This window comes from Roseococcus microcysteis (genome assembly GCF_014764365.1).
Lineage (GTDB): Bacteria > Pseudomonadota > Alphaproteobacteria > Acetobacterales > Acetobacteraceae > Roseococcus > Roseococcus microcysteis.
Genome location: NZ_CP061718.1, coordinates 2402661 through 2419173 on the forward strand (window position 1 = coordinate 2402661; position 16513 = coordinate 2419173).

The 16513-nt window shown below is 71.1% G+C and carries 21 protein-coding genes; 10 read left to right on the top strand and 11 right to left on the bottom strand.

Features of this window, described 5'->3' with window-relative positions:
• The first annotated feature begins 1 nt into the window (after position 1).
• Together ICW72_RS11630 and ICW72_RS11635 are read left to right on the top strand one after the other, a co-directional pair.
• Complete coding sequence (locus ICW72_RS11630) at positions 2–937, top strand: electron transfer flavoprotein subunit alpha/FixB family protein (RefSeq protein WP_191082858.1); 936 nt, start codon at positions 2–4, stop codon at positions 935–937.
• 5 nt (positions 938–942) lie between these two features.
• Positions 943–1872, top strand: a complete 930-nt coding sequence (locus ICW72_RS11635; protein WP_191082859.1) for a 3-hydroxybutyryl-CoA dehydrogenase — start codon at positions 943–945, stop codon at positions 1870–1872.
• A 3-nt stretch (positions 1873–1875) separates the two neighbouring features.
• On the opposite strand, the gene ICW72_RS11640 is transcribed toward ICW72_RS11635, so the two are convergent.
• Positions 1876–2616 (bottom strand): sulfite exporter TauE/SafE family protein, encoded by a 741-nt coding sequence (locus ICW72_RS11640; protein WP_191082860.1) that lies wholly within the window; start codon positions 2614–2616, stop codon positions 1876–1878.
• Positions 2617–2680: 64 nt separating this feature from the next.
• Here ICW72_RS11640 and hemW point away from each other — a divergent pair, with 64 nt between their 5' ends.
• Positions 2681–3832, top strand: coding sequence for a radical SAM family heme chaperone HemW (hemW, locus tag ICW72_RS11645; RefSeq protein WP_223880547.1), 1152 nt, complete (start codon positions 2681–2683; stop codon positions 3830–3832).
• A gap of 140 nt (positions 3833–3972) precedes the next feature.
• Complete coding sequence (locus tag ICW72_RS11650; protein WP_191082862.1) at positions 3973–4230, top strand: hypothetical protein; 258 nt, start codon at positions 3973–3975, stop codon at positions 4228–4230.
• A 59-nt stretch (positions 4231–4289) separates the two neighbouring features.
• Here the strand turns inward: ICW72_RS11650 and ICW72_RS11655 are convergent, their stop codons facing one another.
• The 10 genes from ICW72_RS11655 to ICW72_RS11700 form a co-directional block, all read right to left on the bottom strand.
• Entirely contained in the window at positions 4290–4778 is a 489-nt protein-coding gene (locus tag ICW72_RS11655; RefSeq protein WP_191082863.1) for a F0F1 ATP synthase subunit B family protein, read from the bottom strand.
• Positions 4778–5275, bottom strand: coding sequence for a F0F1 ATP synthase subunit B family protein (locus ICW72_RS11660; protein WP_191082864.1), 498 nt, complete (start codon positions 5273–5275; stop codon positions 4778–4780). The genes ICW72_RS11655 and ICW72_RS11660 overlap by 1 nt, the downstream gene beginning before the upstream one ends.
• Positions 5276–5412: 137 nt before the next feature.
• Positions 5413–5640, bottom strand: a complete 228-nt coding sequence (locus ICW72_RS11665; RefSeq protein WP_184381735.1) for an ATP synthase subunit C family protein — start codon at positions 5638–5640, stop codon at positions 5413–5415.
• Positions 5641–5689: 49 nt separating this feature from the next.
• The gene (locus tag ICW72_RS11670; protein WP_184381736.1) at positions 5690–6445 is read right to left on the bottom strand and encodes a F0F1 ATP synthase subunit A; all 756 of its coding nucleotides are present in this window, start codon (positions 6443–6445) and stop codon (positions 5690–5692) included.
• Between the two features lie 17 nt (positions 6446–6462).
• Positions 6463–6759: an AtpZ/AtpI family protein gene (locus tag ICW72_RS11675; protein ID WP_184381737.1), complete on the bottom strand. Its 297-nt coding sequence runs from the start codon at positions 6757–6759 to the stop codon at positions 6463–6465.
• A gap of 85 nt (positions 6760–6844) precedes the next feature.
• A complete protein-coding gene (locus tag ICW72_RS11680) occupies positions 6845–7168 on the bottom strand; it encodes an NIPSNAP family protein (RefSeq protein WP_191082865.1) in 324 nt (107 codons plus the stop codon).
• Positions 7169–7228: 60 nt separating this feature from the next.
• On the bottom strand, positions 7229–8563 hold the full coding sequence (locus tag ICW72_RS11685; RefSeq protein WP_191082866.1) for an alpha,alpha-trehalose-phosphate synthase (UDP-forming): 1335 nt from the start codon (positions 8561–8563) through the stop codon (positions 7229–7231).
• The gene (locus tag ICW72_RS11690) at positions 8548–10380 is read right to left on the bottom strand and encodes a glycoside hydrolase family 15 protein (protein WP_191082867.1); all 1833 of its coding nucleotides are present in this window, start codon (positions 10378–10380) and stop codon (positions 8548–8550) included. The genes ICW72_RS11685 and ICW72_RS11690 overlap by 16 nt, the downstream gene beginning before the upstream one ends.
• Positions 10364–11119, bottom strand: a complete 756-nt coding sequence (gene otsB / locus ICW72_RS11695; RefSeq protein ID WP_191082868.1) for a trehalose-phosphatase — start codon at positions 11117–11119, stop codon at positions 10364–10366. Before otsB ends, ICW72_RS11690 begins: the two co-directional genes overlap by 17 nt.
• An 83-nt stretch (positions 11120–11202) precedes the next feature.
• Positions 11203–12009, bottom strand: a complete 807-nt coding sequence (locus ICW72_RS11700) for a ferredoxin--NADP reductase (protein WP_191086240.1) — start codon at positions 12007–12009, stop codon at positions 11203–11205.
• A 194-nt stretch (positions 12010–12203) separates the two neighbouring features.
• On the opposite strand from ICW72_RS11700, the gene ICW72_RS11705 reads away from it, so the two are divergent.
• The 6 genes from ICW72_RS11705 to ICW72_RS11725 all read left to right on the top strand — a co-directional run bounded on the left by ICW72_RS11705 (position 12204) and on the right by ICW72_RS11725 (position 16506).
• On the top strand, positions 12204–12854 hold the full coding sequence (locus tag ICW72_RS11705; RefSeq protein WP_191082869.1) for a GNAT family N-acetyltransferase: 651 nt from the start codon (positions 12204–12206) through the stop codon (positions 12852–12854).
• 81 nt (positions 12855–12935) lie between these two features.
• Complete coding sequence (locus ICW72_RS11710; RefSeq protein WP_191082870.1) at positions 12936–14129, top strand: amidase; 1194 nt, start codon at positions 12936–12938, stop codon at positions 14127–14129.
• Positions 14126–14644: a GNAT family N-acetyltransferase gene (locus tag ICW72_RS11715; protein ID WP_191082871.1), complete on the top strand. Its 519-nt coding sequence runs from the start codon at positions 14126–14128 to the stop codon at positions 14642–14644. Before ICW72_RS11710 ends, ICW72_RS11715 begins: the two co-directional genes overlap by 4 nt.
• An 88-nt stretch (positions 14645–14732) precedes the next feature.
• Positions 14733–15365, top strand: coding sequence for a cation diffusion facilitator family transporter (locus ICW72_RS11720; protein WP_332308906.1), 633 nt, complete (start codon positions 14733–14735; stop codon positions 15363–15365).
• Positions 15362–15619, top strand: coding sequence for a cation transporter dimerization domain-containing protein (locus ICW72_RS21225; RefSeq protein WP_332308907.1), 258 nt, complete (start codon positions 15362–15364; stop codon positions 15617–15619). The genes ICW72_RS11720 and ICW72_RS21225 overlap by 4 nt, the downstream gene beginning before the upstream one ends.
• Positions 15616–16506, top strand: coding sequence for an energy transducer TonB (locus ICW72_RS11725; protein ID WP_191082872.1), 891 nt, complete (start codon positions 15616–15618; stop codon positions 16504–16506). The genes ICW72_RS21225 and ICW72_RS11725 overlap by 4 nt, the downstream gene beginning before the upstream one ends.
• Positions 16507–16513: the final 7 nt, after the last annotated feature.

Genomic DNA, 16513 nt, shown 5'->3' on the forward strand with positions numbered 1-16513 from the left:
CATGGCCGTCCTTCTTCTCGCCGACCACGACGGTTCGGCCGTCTCGCAGCCCACCCGCTCCACCCTCGCCGCCGCCCAGAAGCTGGGTGAGGTGCATGTGCTGCTGGTCGGTGAAGGCGCCGCCGGCGCCGCGCCCGCCGCCGCCGCCCTGCCGGGCGTGGCCAAGGTGCTGCTGGCCGAGGATGCCTCCCTCGCCCACCGCCTGGCCGAGCCGCTGGCCGCGCTGCTGGTCCAGCTCGCCCCCGCCTATGACCATCTGATGGCCCCCGCCTCCGCCGCCGGCAAGAATGTGATGCCGCGCGTGGCCGCCCTGCTGGACGTGCAGCCCATCAGCGACGTCTCGGGCGTGGTGGATGCGGACACCTTCATCCGTCCCATCTATGCCGGCAACGCGCTGGCCACCGTGAAGTCCAGCGACGCGAAGAAGGTCATGACCATCCGCGCCGCCAGCTTCGACCCGGTGGCCGCCACGGGCGGTTCCGCCCCGGTCGAGAACGTCGCCGCCGCCGCCGATCCTGGCCAGTCCAGCTTCCTGGGCGCCGAGGTGCAGAAGAGCGAGCGGCCGGAACTGACCGCCGCGCGCGTGGTCGTCTCCGGCGGCCGCGCCATGGGCTCGGCCGAGAATTTCCACCTGATCGAGGGCGTGGCCGACAAGCTGGGCGCCGCCGTCGGTGCCTCGCGCGCCGCGGTGGATGCCGGCTACGCGCCCAACGACATGCAGGTGGGCCAGACCGGCAAGATCGTGGCGCCGGAGCTGTACATCGCCATCGGCATCTCGGGCGCCATCCAGCACCTGGCCGGCATGAAGGACAGCAAGGTCATCGTCGCCATCAACAAGGACGAGGAGGCGCCGATCTTCCAGGTGGCCGATTACGGCCTGGTGGGTGACCTGTTCAAGATCATCCCCGAACTCCAGGCCGAGCTGGCGAAGGGCTGACCCCCATGTCCTTCCGGCTGGCCACCCGCGCCGACACGAACGAGGCCCCCGCCGCGGTGCCCGAGATCCAGAGCGTCGGCATCGTGGGGGCCGGGCAGATGGGCAATGGCATCGCCCATGTCTGCGCCCTGGCCGGCCTGCCGGTGACGGTGGTGGACATCAACCCGGCCGCGCTCGACAAGGCCGTGACCACCATCGCCCGCAACATGGAACGGCAACTCGGCCGCAAGCTCATCACCGAGGAGCAGCGGGACGCGGCGTTGGCCCGCATCACCACGGGCACCGACTACGCGCTCTTCGCCGACACCGACTTCGTGGTGGAGGCGGCGACCGAGAAGGAAGCCATCAAGATCGAGGTGTTCAAGGCGCTCTGCCCGCACCTCAAGCCCACGGCGATGGTGGCGTCCAACACCAGCAGCATCTCCATCACCCGCCTGGGCGCGGCCACCGACCGGCCCGAGCGCTTCATCGGCATGCACTTCATGAACCCCGTGCCGGTCATGAAGCTGGTCGAGATCATCCGCGGCATCGCGACCGATGAGCCGACCTACCGCGCCGTGGACAACCTGGCCAAGAAGCTGGGCAAGCAGACCGCCACCAGCGAGGATTTCCCCGCCTTCATCGTGAACCGCATGCTGGTGCCGATGATCAATGAGGCGGTCTATGCCCTCTATGAGGGCGTGGGCGACATCCGCTCCATTGATACCGCCATGAAGCTCGGCGCCAACCACCCGATGGGGCCGCTGGAACTGGCGGATTTCATCGGGTTGGACACCTGCCTGTCCATCATGCAGGTGCTGTATGACGGGCTGTCGGACAGCAAGTATCGCCCCTGCCCGCTGCTGGTGAAGTATGTGGAGGCCGGTTGGCTCGGCCGGAAGTCGGGCAAGGGCTTCTACGACTACAGCCAGGACCCGCCTGCCCCTACCCGCTGACCTTCAGCGGTCCCAAAGCGGCAGCCCCACCACCGCCGCCAGCAGGATGAGGCCGAAGCAGATGCGCCGGAACATCTGCTGGCTGGCCAACCCGAACAGCCGCCCGCCGAGCCACAGCCCCAGCCCATAGCCCGGGCCCAGCGCGGCGGCGAGCAGCAGAAGCTCCAGCCCCAGCAGCCCACCCGCCAGATAGGCCACGGCACTCAGCACCCCGCCGATGGCGCCCGTCAGCACCAGGTTTGCCCGCACCCGCGCCGCGTCATTGGTGCCGCCCATCCAATAGGCGACCAGCGGCGGCCCGCCCATCTGCGCCGCGCCCGAGAACAGCCCCGACACCGCCCCCACCGCCAGCGTCGCCGGCGGCCAGGGCGCGCCCTGGTAGCGCCAGCCGGAGGCCAGCAGCGCCACCATGGCCAGCACCATGGCGCACATGCCCCAGCGCAGCGCCTCGGCATCCAGTTGCAGCAGCAGCCAGGCGCCGGCGGGCACCCCTGCCATGGCGCCGAGTGCCATCACCGCCACCTCCCGCCGCGCCGCGAAACGCCAGGCCCGCGGCACCATGGGCGAGGCCATGACCAGGTCCACCACCAGCAGCAACGGCGCCGCCACGCGCGGCCCCAGGATGGCGCTGCCCAACGGCACGAAGATCAGCGCCGCGCCGAAGCCCGAAAAGCCCCGCGCCAGCCCGGCCAGGAAGGCGGCGCCGATGGCCGCGAGCAGCAGATGGGTCTCGGGCCAGGGCATTGTCGCAGTATGGCGCGGGACGGGTGGCCTGTCGCCGCACCGGGCGGGCGTGTATGGGGAGGGCGTGGAACCCCTCGCCCTCTACATCCACTGGCCCTTCTGCGCGTCCAAATGCCCCTACTGCGACTTCAATTCGCATGTGCGCGAGGGCGGTGTGGACCATGCGCGGTTCCGCGCGGCGCTCCGCCGCGAATTGGCGCATGAGGCCGCGCGGCTGGGTCGCCGCCCGCTGGCCTCCATCTTCTTCGGCGGCGGCACGCCCTCGCTGATGGAGCCGGAAACGGTGGCGGCGCTGGTCGAGGACGCCCGCGCGCTGTTCGACGCGGCCCCGGACATGGAAGTGACGCTGGAGGCCAACCCCACCAGCGTGGAGACCGAAAAGCTGCGCGCCTTCGCGCAAGCCGGGGTGAACCGCGCCTCCCTCGGCGTGCAGTCGCTGGACGCGGAGGCGCTGCGCTTCCTCGGCCGCCAGCATGACGCGCCGCACGCCGTGGCCGCGCTGGAGAAGGCGCGCGCCATCTTCCCCCGCCTCTCCTTCGACCTGATCTACGCCCGCCCCGGCCAGGAGGAAGCCGCCTGGCGGGCGGAGTTGCGGCAGGCCCTGGCATTGGCCGCGGACCACCTCAGCCTCTACCAGCTCACCATCGAGCCCGGGACGCGCTTCTTCACCGAATATGCCCGCGGCGCCTTCGCCCTGCCCGCCGAGGACGACGCGGCCCGCATGTATGAGGCCACGGCCGAGGAAGCCGCGCGCCACGGCCTCCTGCCCTATGAGGTCAGCAACTACGCGAAGCCGGGCGCCGAGAGCCGCCACAACCTCGCCTATTGGCGCTATGGCGACTATCTCGGCATCGGGCCGGGTGCCCACCAGCGCGTGCTGGCAGGGGGCGAGATGCTCGCCACCCGCCGCCACCGCGCCCCCGAGGAATGGGCCAGCCGCGTCGAGCAGCACGGGCACGGCGCCGTCGAATCCACAACCCTGACCCCCGCCGAACGCGGGCGCGAGGCCATGCTGATGGGGCTGCGCCTGGCCGAAGGCGTGGACCCCGCCCGCGTGGAAGCCCGCGCGGGCCTCGCTTTCGCGCAGATCGTGGACGCGGCGATGCTGACCGCCCTGCTGGAAGAAAACTATCTGGAATGGGTGGGCGGCCGCCTCGTCGCCACCATCGAGGGAAGGGTGCGGCTGGACGCGCTCCTGCCCGTCTTGCTGCGCTGACCCGCACGGCCTATCTTCCACCCATGTCCTGGATGACGCGCACGCTGCGAATTACGCCCCCGGCCGGTTGATCCGCGCCGCATGGGGCGGCGTGGTCCTTCGGTCGGGCCCGCTTCGCCACCGCTTCCAGGAACTCCACTATGACCGATTCCGTGACCTTCGCCGTGCTGGCCCTGCCCGAACCCGGGCTGCTGCCGCGCCTGCTCCAGCCCTTCGCCAAGCGTGACCTGACGCCCGACCACATGCTGGCCGAACGCCAGGGCGAGGAGATGCGCGTGACCTTCACCCTGCACGCGCCGGACTCGGGCGTGCTGCACCTCATCGCCGGCAATCTCGGCCAGGTGGTGGGCGTGCTGGCGGTGGAGATGCAGGAAGCGCGCTGGGCTGAGGCCGCCTGAAACACAAAGGGCGCGCCCCCCGTGCGGGAGGCGCGCCCTTCGTCAGGATGAAGCCGGCTTCAGGCCGCGCGGAACACCGTCGGCAGGTTCGCGATGGTCTTGTCGAGCATGGCGGCATCGGCCGCGGCATCATGCTTGGAAGCGATCACCTCGCGCACCGCGACGGCGGCGAGGTCGGCCGCGGCGTTGCGGACCTCGGCGATGGCGCCGGCCTCGGCGGCAGCGATGCGGTCCATCGCCATGCGCTCGCGCCGGCGGGCGGCCGCCTCGGCCTCGGCGGCCATGGCGGCGGCCAGGCGCTCGGCCTCCTGCTTGGCGCGGGCGACCAGCTCCCCGGCCTCCGCGATGGCGGCGGCGCGCTCGGCCTCGGCGCGGGTCATCATGGCCTGGGCCTCGGCGCGCAGGCGCTGCGCCTCCTCCAGCTCCTCACGGATGCGGGCGGTGCGGGCGTCCAGCATCTCCGTGATCTTGGTCCAGCCCATCTTCCCGACGAGCACGACGAAGAGGATGAAGCTGGCGGCAACCCAGAATTTCGGATCGGCGAACATCAGCGCGCCCCCTGCTTGGCCGCGCGGTCCACGGCGGCGGTGACGGTGCGCGCGGGGGCGGAAACGCCCAGCCGCGCCAGCATGGCCTGGGCGGTGCTGCCCGCCACCTCGCGCAGCGCGCCCATGGCGGCGTCGCGGGCGGCGCGGACGCGGGCCTCGGCCTCGTCCACCTGGGCGGCGAGGCGGGCATTGATGGCTTCGGCCTGGGCGCTGGCCTTGGCCTGGGCCTCGGCCATGGCGGCGGCGACGGTGGCCTGGGCCTCGGCGCGGGCCGCGGCGGTGGCGGCGCGCAGCTCGGCCAGGGCGGCCTCACCCTCGCGCTGCGCGGCCTGCGCGGCGTCCAGGTCGGCGCGGATGCGCGCGGCGCGGTTCTCCAGCACGGTCGCCACGCGCGGCAGCGCGTAGGACTTCAGCGCGAAATAGAGGGCGCCGAAGATGAGGAACAGCCACAGCAGCGTGGTCGTCATCAACGGGTTGGCGAAATCGAGCTGGGGCATGGCCTTGTCCTGCTGTCCTGAAGGCCAGGGCTCGCGCCTTGGCCTTCAGCCTCTGCCGGGTCGCGGGGTGGGGTGCCTCGCGGCGCCGCCCCGCCCTGAAGGTGGAAAGGGGGCCGGATGGCCCCCTCCCCGCCGGATCAGGTGAAGAGGATGAGGAAGGCGATCAGCAGGGCGAACAGCGCCACCGCTTCCGTCAGCGCGAAGCCCAGAATGCCGATCGGGAAGACGGTGTCGCGGGCGGCCGGGTTGCGGGCCACGCTGCTGATGAGGGTGGAGAAGATGTTGCCCATGGCGAGGCCCACACCGAAGAGAGCCAGCACGGCGATGCCGGCGCCGATCGCCTTCGCAGCCAGAACAATTTCCATGATCTCGATCCTTAGGTTTGCGAGGAAAGTTGAAGGTTCGGCGTCTGCGTCAGTGCAGATGCACCGCGTCGTGCAGGTAGATGCAGGTCAGGATGGCGAAGACATATGCCTGCAGGAACGCGACCAGCACTTCGAAGGCGACCAGCGCGATGTTCAGCGCCAGCGGCATGAGGGACAGGACCGGACCCACCGTGCCCAGGCCCGCCAGCATCACCACGAAGGTGGCGAAGACCTTCAGCATCACGTGGCCCGCCATCATGTTGGCGAAGAGACGCACGGATAGGCTGATGGGGCGCGAGAGGTAGGAGACGATCTCGACCGGAATGATGATGGGCGCGAGCCACATGGGCGCGCCTTCCGGCATGAAATAGCCGAAGAACTTGCGGCCGTGCAGCGCGATGGCGACGGCCGTGACCAGCACGAAGACGGTCGCGGCCAGCGCGAAGGTGACCGTGATGTGCGAGGTGAAGGTGAAGGCGTAGGGGAACAGGCCCAGCATGTTCCCGAACAGGATGAACATGAACAGGGTGAACACGAAGGGGAAGAAGCGACGACCTTCCTCACCCACCTGCGCCACCACCATGTCATCAATGAAGCCGTAGGCGCTTTCGGCCAGGCCCTGCATGCGGCCCGGCACCATCGCGGCCTCGCGCATGCCATAGACCATCAGCGCCACGATCAGGACGCCGGCGAAGACCATGTAGAGGTTGGAGTTGGTGAAGCCCACGGCGGAGCCCACCTGGCCGAGCGCCGGGTACAGCACGAACTGCCCGAGTGCGTCGATCGCATTGCCTTCTGCCGCCACCGGGAACCTCTCCTGGCCTAGTCCTTGCGAACACCGGTCCGGGGGGCGAACAGCCGATACACGTTCGACACCCCCGCGGCGGCCCCCAGCACGAAGAACAGCAGAAAGAGCCAGGGGGCGGTCCCGAGCCACCGGTCCAGTCCAAGGCCGATCACCACGCCGACGATCAGCGCGGAAACCACCTCGACACCGGCCCGCAGGCCCACGCCCCAGGTGCTCGACGGAAGGGCCCGTTTTCCGCGCTCCGGCTTGTCCAGGCCTCTCTTGGCCCGGGCATCCGCCAGTCGTTTCGCGAAGGCTTCCCGATCGTCCACAATGGCTCCCTCCGGCGGTTCACCCCTGGAAGGCGAGGGTGGATTATGGCGGCGCAGCAATGCTGTCAAGGCGCGCGGCCCTTGTTCAATCCTGCCATTTCACCTTCAGGAATGGCGCGGGCATCAGCAGCTTGCTTTCCTGGCTGACGATGTAGGGCCGCACCTTCTTCAGGTAGTCCAGCCAGCCCTGGTCCTGGAACAGCCTGGCGCGCCTCTCGGTTCGCTCGGCGAGGGAGTCATAGGCCCAGAGGTGGATCACCTGGTTCAGCGGGCCGAATTCCGTCGTGTAGTAGCCCACCATGCGGCCCAGGATGCGCTTCTGGATGGGCATGCCCTCGGCCTCATAGGCCGCGATGTAGAGCGGCGCGGTGGCCGGCTGCACGGTGTAGATTCTTTCCTCGACGATCATGTGTCGCGTCCTCCCTGGGTGACGGGGACGAAAGCTAACCCCTTCCCGCGCCGGGCGATATCACCGCTCGGCGCGCGCGGCCGTCAGATCGGTCAGGAAGTCGCGCGACCAGGTGCTGGACCCCGCCTCTTGCAGCAGGTCGTAATCCTGGCGCCAGCGCTGCCGCCGTTCGGAGAGCGGCATGGACAGCGCCTGGTCCAACGCCTCGGCGATCTCGTCCGGGTCGTTGGGGTTCACCAGCAGCGCGCCGTGCATCTCCCGCGCGGCCCCCGCGAAACGCGACAGCACCAGCACGCCCGGATCCTCGGGCGGCTGGGCCGAGACGAATTCCTTCGCCACCAGGTTCATGCCGTCCCGCAGCGGCGTCACCAGCGCCACCCGGGCAATCCGGAGGAAGCCTGCCAACACGCTGCGCTGGATGGGCCGGGTGGTCCAGCGCAGGGGCACCCAGTCCACCTCGGCGAATTCGCCGTTGATGCGGCCCACCGCCTCGTCCAGCTCGCGCCGCAGCAGGCGGTAATGCTTCACCTCCCCGCGCGAGACGGGGGCGACCTGGAGGAAGGTGATCTTGCCGCGGTGCTGGGGAAAGCGCTTCAGCAGGTCGGCATAGCCTTCCAGGCGCTGGGGCAGGCCCTTGGTGTAGTCCAGCCGGTCCACACCGAAGATCAGGCGCCTTCCGCTCAGGCTCTCCTGGAAGCGCTGCACGTCGCGGCGCGCCTCGGCCTTCTCGGCGGCCTTGCCGAAGGCCTCCGCGTCAATGCCCACCGGATAGGCGCCGACGGGCGTGTTCACCCCCTGCTGGCGCAGCGCGTCGCGCAGGTTCTCGGCGTCGTCGGGCGTCTGCATGCCGATCAGGTCATAGCCGTCCAGGTCGCGCAGCAGCGCCTCGCCGCGGGGCAGGGCGGCGAAGAGGCCGGGTGGCGGGAAGGGCACGTGCAGGAAGAAGCCGATGCGCTGCTTCGCCCCCATCGCGCGCAGTTTCGCGGCCAGCGGGAAGAGGTGGAAGTCATGCACCCAGATGACGTCATCCTCGCGCAGCAGGGGCCAGAGCGCCTCGGCGAAGCGGTCGTTCACCGCGCGCCAGGCCTCCTCCTCCTCGCGGCGAAACTCGGCCAGGCCGAAGCGGTAGTGCAGCAGGGGCCAGAGCGTGCCGTTGCAATAGCCCCCGTAATAGAGGCGGTGTTCCTGGGCCGTCAGGTCGATCACCGCCTGGGTCCGCTGCCCGCGCGAGGTGACCTTGGGTTCGGTGCTGGCGGAGGTCTCGCCCGACCAGCCGAACCACAGCATCTCCCGCCGCCGCACCGCCTCTTCCAGTGCCACGGCCAGGCCGCCGGCCACGGCCGAGGTGGCCCGCAGCGGGGGAACCCGATTGGAAACAATCACCAGGCGCGCCAAAACCCCTCCTCCCAGCTCCGTGAGAGCCGCATGGCCGACAGCACGAGGCCCACCTGCGAGTAGCTCTGCGGGAAATTTCCCCAGAGCTGCCCGGTTCGTGGGTCCACATCCTCCGGCAGCAATCCAACGTGGTTCCGCAGGGAAAGGATGCGTTCAAAAAGTGACCGCGCGTCATCTTTCCGCCCGATTGCGGCCAAGGCGTCCACCAGCCAGAAGGAGCAGACGATGAAGGCCGTTTCCGGCACGCCGAAATCATCGGCCGCCGAGTAGCGCAGCAGCATCCCGTCGCGCATCAGGTCGCGCTCGATGGCTTCCACGGTGGCGACGAAGCGCGGGTCGGTGGGGGGCAGCAGGCCGATCTCGGGCAGCAGCAACAGGGCGGCGTCGAGGCCATGGCCGCCGAACACCTCCTGCAGGCTGCCCGCCTCCTCGTTCCAGGCGCCTTCGAGAATGGCCTCCTTCAGCGTGGCGGCGCGGGCCTGCCAGTCGGCGGCCTCCTCGACCAGGCCCAGATGGGCGGCGATGCGCCCAAGGCGGTCCACCGCCGCCCAGCACATGGCGGCGGAGAAGGTGTGGATGCGCTCCCGCCCCCGGTATTCCCAGATGCCGGCATCGGCGGTGAGAGCCGCGGCCTCGGCGGCCACGCCCAGCGGCACCAGGCGGCGGTAGAGCGCCTCGCCCGCCGGTTCGGGCAGGCGGTGGTCGAAGAAGAGCATGGCGGCGGCCATGACCACCGCGCCCCAGACATCATTCTGGACTTGCAGCGCCGCGGCATTGCCCACGCGCACCGGCGCATGGCCCATGAAGCCCTTGAGCGCGGTGGCTTCCCATTCGTCAATGGAATCATTGGGCACCAGCGGATAGACGGGGCGCAGCATGCCCGTCTGCTCCAGCACCGCATTGGTGATGTAGCCGATGTAGTGCTCCATGGTGCGGGTCGCACCCAGGCGGTTCAGCGCCATCACTGTGAAATAGGCGTCGCGCAGCCAGCAGAAGCGGTAGTCCCAGTTGCGCTGCGTGTGCTCGGCCTCGGGGATGGAGGTGGTGAGCGCCGCCAGGATCCCGCCCGTGTCGTCATGGGCGCAGAGCTTGAGGGTGATGGCCGCGCGGATCACCTCGTCCTGCCACTCGAAGGGGAGTGAGAGGCCGCGCACCCAATCCTCCCAATAGGCCTGCGTCTCCTCCTCGAATTCCTGGGCGACGCGGGCGACCATGCCGTTCACCGTCTCATCCGGGCCGAACATCATGGCGATGGGGCGGTCGAGGGCGAATTCCGTCTCGCTCAGGATGAAGCCCAGCGGCGCGTCGGTGGACAGGCGCATGGCCTCGCCGCTGCCCACATAGCTGATGTGGTTGGACCCCGCCCGGCCGCGCGGGCTTTCCTGCCCCCAGCCGAAGCAGGGCCGCACCCGGAGCCGGATGCGCGGGCGGCCGCGCAGCAATTCGATCCGCCGCACCAGCATGGGCGGGCGGAACATGCGGCCGAAGCGGCGCAGGCGCGGCATGTGGTCGGTGATGAGCAGGGCGTTGCCCTGGCTGTCCGTGATTTCCGTCTCCAGCACGGCGGAGTTGCGGCAGTAGCGCTGCCGGCTGTGGGCGAAGCCCGTGACCAGGATGTCGGTGAAGCCGCGCTCCGAATGGTCGCCATCCACCAGGGCGCTGAAGACCGGGTCGCCATCCAGCCGCGGCCAGCACATCCAGTTCACCGCGCCGGCGGGGGAGATCAGCGCCGCCACCGTGCCATTGCCCACGGCGGCCAGGTCCAGCGGCTGGGGGGGCCGGTCGGGCGGCCCCACCACCTCAGGGTGCCGGGGCATGGGCGTGTTCGGCCAGGGAGGCGATCCAGGCGCGCACGCCGGCCGGCGTGCCGAAGCTGTCGGGCACCAGGAAGCCCTGGCCGCCCAGGGCCACGGCGGCGGCGATGCCGTCCTCATCCGTCACGTCGTCGCCCACGAAGATGGGAAAGCGGCCGGCGAAGGGGGGTTCGGCCATCAGCGCCCGCACGCCCACGCCCTTGTGGACGCCGCCCGGGCGCAATTCCCAGGCATGGTCGGCGCGGAGCAGATCAAAGCCCTGGCCGGAATCCGCGAAGCCGCGCATCAGCGCATGGGCCTCCGCGCCCCGGTCGGGCGCCAGGCGGTAATGCAGCACGAAGCCGGCCGATTTGGGTTCCAGCAGCGTGCCGGGATGGGCGGCGACGAAGGCCTCGGCGGCCTGGCGCCATGCGGCCGGCGCCGGCTTCAGCAGCCCCTGGCGCGGCGGCGCGTCGGGGATGGGGCGCAGGATGGCCCCGTGCTCGGCCGCCGCCGGCAGGCGCAGCGGGTGCAGGATGCGGTCCACATCATCCAGCCGCCGCCCCGTCACCACCGCCACCGCGCCGCCCAGCGCGGCGTGCAGCCGCGCCAGATGGTCGAGCAGCCCTGGCGCCACCACCACCTCATCCGGGCGGGGGGCGAGGTCGAGCAGCGTGCCATCCATGTCCAGGAGGAGAGCCGCGCGCGGGAAAACATCCGTCGGCCCGGGAATGGCCGACGGGGGGCGCGATGTGGTCGTCATCCGCCACAAAGTAACCAGAATTGGGACTGAGGCAATGAGTAACTATCCGGGTTGTAATCCTCCGGCGCCCCCGAACCCTTGGTTCATTTCGTCACGAAAGCCTTTTCCAGCACATAGGTGCCGGGTTCGGAGTTGTTGCCCTCGGTGAAGCCACGGGCTTCCAGCAGCGTCTTGCAATCGGCGTTCATGGCCTCGCTGCCGCAGATCATCACGCGGTCATGGGCGGGGTCGAGCGTCGCCACGCCCGCATCCCGCTCGGCCGTGCCGGCTTCGAGGCGGGTGGTGATGCGGCCCTGGATGGGGAAGGCCTCGCGCGTCACGGCGGGCATGTAGATCATCTTCTCGCGCACCATCTCGCCCAGCAATTCATGCTGGGGCAGCTCGTGCGTCAGGTAGTCGCGGTAGGCGAGCTCGGCCACCTCGCGCACCGTGTGGGCGATGATGACGCGCTCATACCGGTCATAGACCTCCGGGTCGCGCAGCAGGGACATGAAGGGGGCGAGGCCGGTGCCGGTGGCCAGCATCCAGAGGTTCCGGCCGGGCAGCAGGTTGTCGGTGATGAGCGTGCCCACCGGCTTCTGCCCGATCAGCACATGTTCCCCCACCTTGATGTGCTGCAGCCGCGAGGTGAGCGGCCCGTTCGCCACCTTGATGGAGAGGAATTCCAGATGCTCCTCCCAGGCGGGGCTGACCATGGAATAGGCGCGCACCAGCGGCTTGCCCTCCACCACCAGGCCGATCATGGCGAATTGCCCGGAGGTGAAGCGCAGCGCCGGGCTGCGCGTGCAGCGGAAGGAGAAGAGGCTGTCGGTCCAGTGATGGACCCAGGTCACTTCTTCCAGGTTGTAGCCCTTGGGGGCGACCAAGGCGGGGGCGGGAGCATCATTCATCAAGCGGGCACTCTGCGCGGGAGGGTGCGCCTGTATTGGCGGTGAGGCGGGTGCGGCGCAAGTTGCAACCAAGCGATGCATGGCCGCCTTGCGCCCGCGCAAGGGCGGGACAAGACTGCCGGCATGCCCGATTTCCAACCGCCCGGGTTCATCCCCCGGCCGACCCCGAATCCACCCCGCCCGTCGGGCCGCGCGTGGACGCCACCCCCCGCCCCCTGCCCGCGCGCATTCCGCACAAGGGGCGCAGCGTGGACCTGGAGCCGCTGCATGTGCGCCACGCCGCCGACCTCTGGCGCGCGGCGCAAAGCGACCAGGAGGGCGCCTCCTGGGCCTATATGGGCTATGGCCCCTTCGCCGATGAGGCCGCCATGCGGACCTTCGTGGGCCATTTCGCCACCACCCATGACCCCATGGCCTTCGCGGTGCGCCCCCACCGCAGCGGCACGGTGGATGGCTGGCTGACGCTGATGGAGATCCAGCCGGCCAACGCCCATATCGAGATCGGCCATATCTGGTTCAGCCCCCGCATGCAGCGCAGCCGCGCGGCCACCGAGGCGGTGTTCCTGCTGATGCGCCACGCGATGGACGACCTCGGCTACCGGCGCCTCACCTGGAAGTGCAACGCGCTGAACGCGCCCTCCCGCGCCGCCGCCGCGCGCTATGGCTTCACCTATGAGGGCACGCTGCGCGCCGTGCAGGTCACCAAGGGGCGGCGGCGGGACACGGCCTGGTTCTCCATTCTGGAGGAGGAATGGCCCGCCCAGCGCGCCGCCATCGAGGCCTGGCTGGATGATTCCAACTGGGACGCCCAGGGACGGCCGAAGCGGAGCCTGCGGGGGGCATAAAGCCCCTTCATTCCGCTTGGCTTTTCATGGACCACGACAACTCCTAGGATGAACTCCGGTTTTCCCGGGAGTTTCACCGCCATGGCGTCGCCAGACCCCGTCCACGCCTTTGTTCCGGGCGAGCCCGCCACCGCCGCCCCCACGGGCTCCGGCGTGCTGGACGGGCTCAGCTTCGCCATCAAGGACCTCTTCGACCTCGCGGGCCATGTCACCACCTATGGCAACCCGGACTGGGCGCGCACCCAGCCGCCCGCCGCCGCCACCGCGCCCGCCGTGCTGGCGCTGCTGGAGGCCGGCGGCGCCCTGCTGGGCAAGACCAAGACCGTCGAACTCGCCTATGGGCTGACGGGCGAGAATGTCTGGCACGGCACGCCGCTGAACCCCAACGCGCCGGACCGTTTCCCGGGCGGCTCCTCCTGCGGTTCGGCGGCCGCGGTGGCGGCGGGGCTGGTGGATTTCGCGCTGGGCACCGACACGGGCGGCAGCGTGCGCATCCCGGCCAGCTATTGCGGCGTCTTCGGCCTGCGGCCCTCCTGGGGCGCGGTGGCGCTGACGGGGGCGGCGGGGCTCGGCCCCTCCTTCGACACCTGCGGCTGGTTCGCGCGTGACGCCGCCATCATGGAAAAGGTGGGCGATGTCCTGCTGCCCGCCGACAGCGCGGGTGGCGCGCTCGGCCCCGTGCTGAAGGTGGAGGAGGCCTGGATCAACGCCGACCCCGCCACCGCCGCCGCCATGGCCCCCGCCATGTCCGCGCTGGAGCGCGTGGCCGGAACCGCCCTGAACATCCGTATCGCGCCCGAGGGGCTGCCCGTGGTGGCCGAGCATTTCCGCTGCATGCAGGCGCAGGAGGCCTGGGCCACGCTGGGCAACTGGATCACGGCCCACAGCCCGAAATTCGGCCCCGGCGTGGGCGAGCGCTTCGCCGCCGCGCGCGACATGGACCCTGCCAAGGCCGCCGCCGCCCGTGCCTTCCGCCGCGTCTTCAAGCGCCGCCTGGGCGCGCTGCTGGGTGGCGGCGCCGTGCTGGCCTACCCCACCAGCCCCGTGCCCGCGCCGAAGCTGACCGCCGGCCAGCCGGAGCAGAACACGCTGCGGGAGATCACGATGCGCGTCACCGCCATCTCGGGCCTCGCCTCGCTCTGCGAGGTGTCGCTGCCCGCCGGTCGGGTGGAGGGGGCGCCGGTCGGCCTCTCGCTCGTGGCCGCCCCGGGGCGGGACCGTGCGCTGCTGGCGCTGGCCGCCCGCGTTTCCGCCATGATGGGAGAGGCCGCATGATCCTGCGCGACGCAACCCCGGCCGACCTGCCCGGCATCACCGCCATCTACGCCCACCATGTGCTGACCGGCACGGGCACCTTCGAGGAGACGCCGCCCGGCGAGGCCGAGATGGGCCAGCGCTTGGCCAAGGTGCAGAAGGGCGGCTGCGCCTGGCTGGTGGCCGAACAGGATGGCGGCGTGGTGGGCTATGGCTATTTCGCCCCCTTCCGCGACCGCAGCGCCTATCGCTTCACCGCCGAGGACAGCATCTATGTCCGCGACGACCAACGCGGCATGGGCGTGGGCAAGGCGCTGGTCCAGGCCCTGCTGGCCCGCGCCGAGGCGCTGGGCTTCCGCCAGATGATCGCGGTCATCGGCGACAGCGAGAATGTGGGCTCCATCGGCCTGCACGCGGCCCTGGGCTTCCGGCAGGTGGGGCTGATGCGCGCGGTGGGGCTGAAGTTCGGCCAATGGGTGGATGTGGTCACCATGCAGCGCGCCCTGGGCGAGGGCGACCGCAGCCTGCCGGGCTGAAAAGGCGGGGCGGCCCCGCGCCATTCAGGGTTCCGTCACCGGCGCCGGGGAGGCTAGACCTTCCCCTCCCGCCAATGTGAGGAAGAGCTTGCAACGCGCCGAGACCCTGGCCGCCACCAGCGTGGCCGTCGCCCTGACCGTGCTCGGCCTCAAGACCGTGGCCTGGTGGATGACGGGCAGCGTGGCCCTCTTCGCCGATGCGCTGGAAAGCGTGGTGAACGTGGCCGCGGCCGGCGCCGCGCTGGTGGCCATCCGCTACGCCTCGATGCCGGCCGATGCCAACCACCCCTATGGCCACCACAAGGCCGAGTATTTCTCGGCCGTGCTGGAGGGGGCGCTGATCCTGGTCGCGGCCTTCATCATCCTGAACGAGGCGTGGTCGAGCTGGGTCAACCCCCGCACGCCCGAACTGCCCCTGGCCGCGGTGGCGGTGGCGGTGCTGGCCACCGCCATCAACGCGGGCTGGAGCTGGGTGCTGTTCCGCCGCGGCCGCGCCCTGCAATCCCCGGCGCTGGTGGCCGATGCGCGGCATCTGCTGGCGGATGTGGTGACCTCGACCGGCGCCATCGCGGGGTTGACGCTGGCCATGGCGACGGGGCTGCTCTGGCTCGACCCGCTGCTGGCCGCCGTGACGGCCGTGAACATCCTCTTCAGCGGCGTGCGGCTGATGCGCGAGAGCGTGGGCGGCCTGATGGACGAGGCCATGCCCCCGAGACCATGACGCGCATCCGCGAGGTGCTGGCCCGCGCCGCCGAGGGCGCGATCGAGGCGCATGACATCCGCGCCCGCCGCGCCGGGCGCATCGCCTTCGTGGAATTCCACCTGGTCGTCCCCGGCGCCATGCCGGTGGAAGACGCGCACATCATCTGCGACCGCATCGAGGCCGCGCTGCGCGCCGAGCTGGGCGAGGCCACCATCACCATCCATGTCGAGCCCGAGGGCAAGGCCAAGCACCGGGGCGTGGTGGTGCTGTGACCTGGCGCCGGCCGCCCGGCCCCGCGCCCAGCGGCTGGGGCCTGCCCGCCAGCCTGGCCGCGCATGGGCTGGCGCTGGCGGTTGTCGGCTGGGTGCTGGTGCCCACGCCCCGGCCCGAGCCCGAGGCGCCTGCGGGCATGGAGGTGGTCTGGGCCGAGGCCGCGCCGGGCGAGGCGGGCGAAGGCGCGCCGGAACCGCCCCTGCCGGCGCCGCCGGCCATCGTGGCGCCGCCACCGCCGCCCGGCCCGCCGCCCCTGGCGCAGCTGCCGCCCACGCCCATGGCCCTGGCGGCGCCGCCGGCCCCGCCGCCGCCTGTGGCCGAAAGCCCGGTCACGGCCGCCCCGCCGCCGCCCGCCGATTCCCCGGCGGAGATCGCGGCGCCGGCCCTGCCGCCTCCGCCGGCCGCCCTGGCCGAGGCGCCGCAAGCGGAGTCCGAGCCCGCACCGGCGCCCGTCGCCCAGGCACCGGCCCCCCGCCCTGCCCCACGGCCAGCGCCGCGCCGCGCCGCCGCGCCGAGCGCCGCGCCGCCCACACCCACGCCCACGCAGGTCAGCGGCCCCGCCACCGGCGCGCCCGCCGCCACCTCGCTGGGCGCGCCCGCAGGCCCCACCGCCCCGCCCCGCCCCGATGCCGGCTTCCGCAATGCCGGCCCCGCCTATCCCGAGATGGCCCGCCAGCGCGGCCAGCAGGGCGCCGTGGTGCTGGATCTGCGGGTGGATGCCGAGGGCCGCGTGGTGGGGGCCGAGGTGGCGCAAAGCTCCGGCCATCCCATGTTGGACGCGGCGGCGCGGCGCGCGGTGCTGAACTGGCGCTTCCGCCCGGCCCTCGATGCCGGGCGGCCGGTGGAGGCCCAGCTGCGCAGCACGGTGCGGTTCCGACTGGATTAGGGGCAAG

Coding starts and splice junctions, on each gene's coding strand:
- ICW72_RS11635 (WP_191082859.1), top strand. CDS start 943: ATGTCCTTCCGGCTGGCCACCCGCGCCGACACGAACGAGGCCCCCGCC.
- ICW72_RS11715 (WP_191082871.1), top strand. CDS start 14,126: ATGATCCTGCGCGACGCAACCCCGGCCGACCTGCCCGGCATCACCGCC.
- ICW72_RS11700 (WP_191086240.1), bottom strand. CDS start 12,009: ATGAATGATGCTCCCGCCCCCGCCTTGGTCGCCCCCAAGGGCTACAAC.
- ICW72_RS11680 (WP_191082865.1), bottom strand. CDS start 7,168: ATGATCGTCGAGGAAAGAATCTACACCGTGCAGCCGGCCACCGCGCCG.
- ICW72_RS11665 (WP_184381735.1), bottom strand. CDS start 5,640: ATGGAAATTGTTCTGGCTGCGAAGGCGATCGGCGCCGGCATCGCCGTG.
- ICW72_RS11690 (WP_191082867.1), bottom strand. CDS start 10,380: ATGCCCCGGCACCCTGAGGTGGTGGGGCCGCCCGACCGGCCCCCCCAG.
- ICW72_RS21225 (WP_332308907.1), top strand. CDS start 15,362: ATGACGCGCATCCGCGAGGTGCTGGCCCGCGCCGCCGAGGGCGCGATC.
- ICW72_RS11655 (WP_191082863.1), bottom strand. CDS start 4,778: ATGTTCGCCGATCCGAAATTCTGGGTTGCCGCCAGCTTCATCCTCTTC.
- ICW72_RS11640 (WP_191082860.1), bottom strand. CDS start 2,616: ATGCCCTGGCCCGAGACCCATCTGCTGCTCGCGGCCATCGGCGCCGCC.
- ICW72_RS11710 (WP_191082870.1), top strand. CDS start 12,936: ATGGCGTCGCCAGACCCCGTCCACGCCTTTGTTCCGGGCGAGCCCGCC.
- ICW72_RS11630 (WP_191082858.1), top strand. CDS start 2: ATGGCCGTCCTTCTTCTCGCCGACCACGACGGTTCGGCCGTCTCGCAG.
- otsB (WP_191082868.1), bottom strand. CDS start 11,119: ATGACGACCACATCGCGCCCCCCGTCGGCCATTCCCGGGCCGACGGAT.
- ICW72_RS11650 (WP_191082862.1), top strand. CDS start 3,973: ATGACCGATTCCGTGACCTTCGCCGTGCTGGCCCTGCCCGAACCCGGG.
- ICW72_RS11660 (WP_191082864.1), bottom strand. CDS start 5,275: ATGCCCCAGCTCGATTTCGCCAACCCGTTGATGACGACCACGCTGCTG.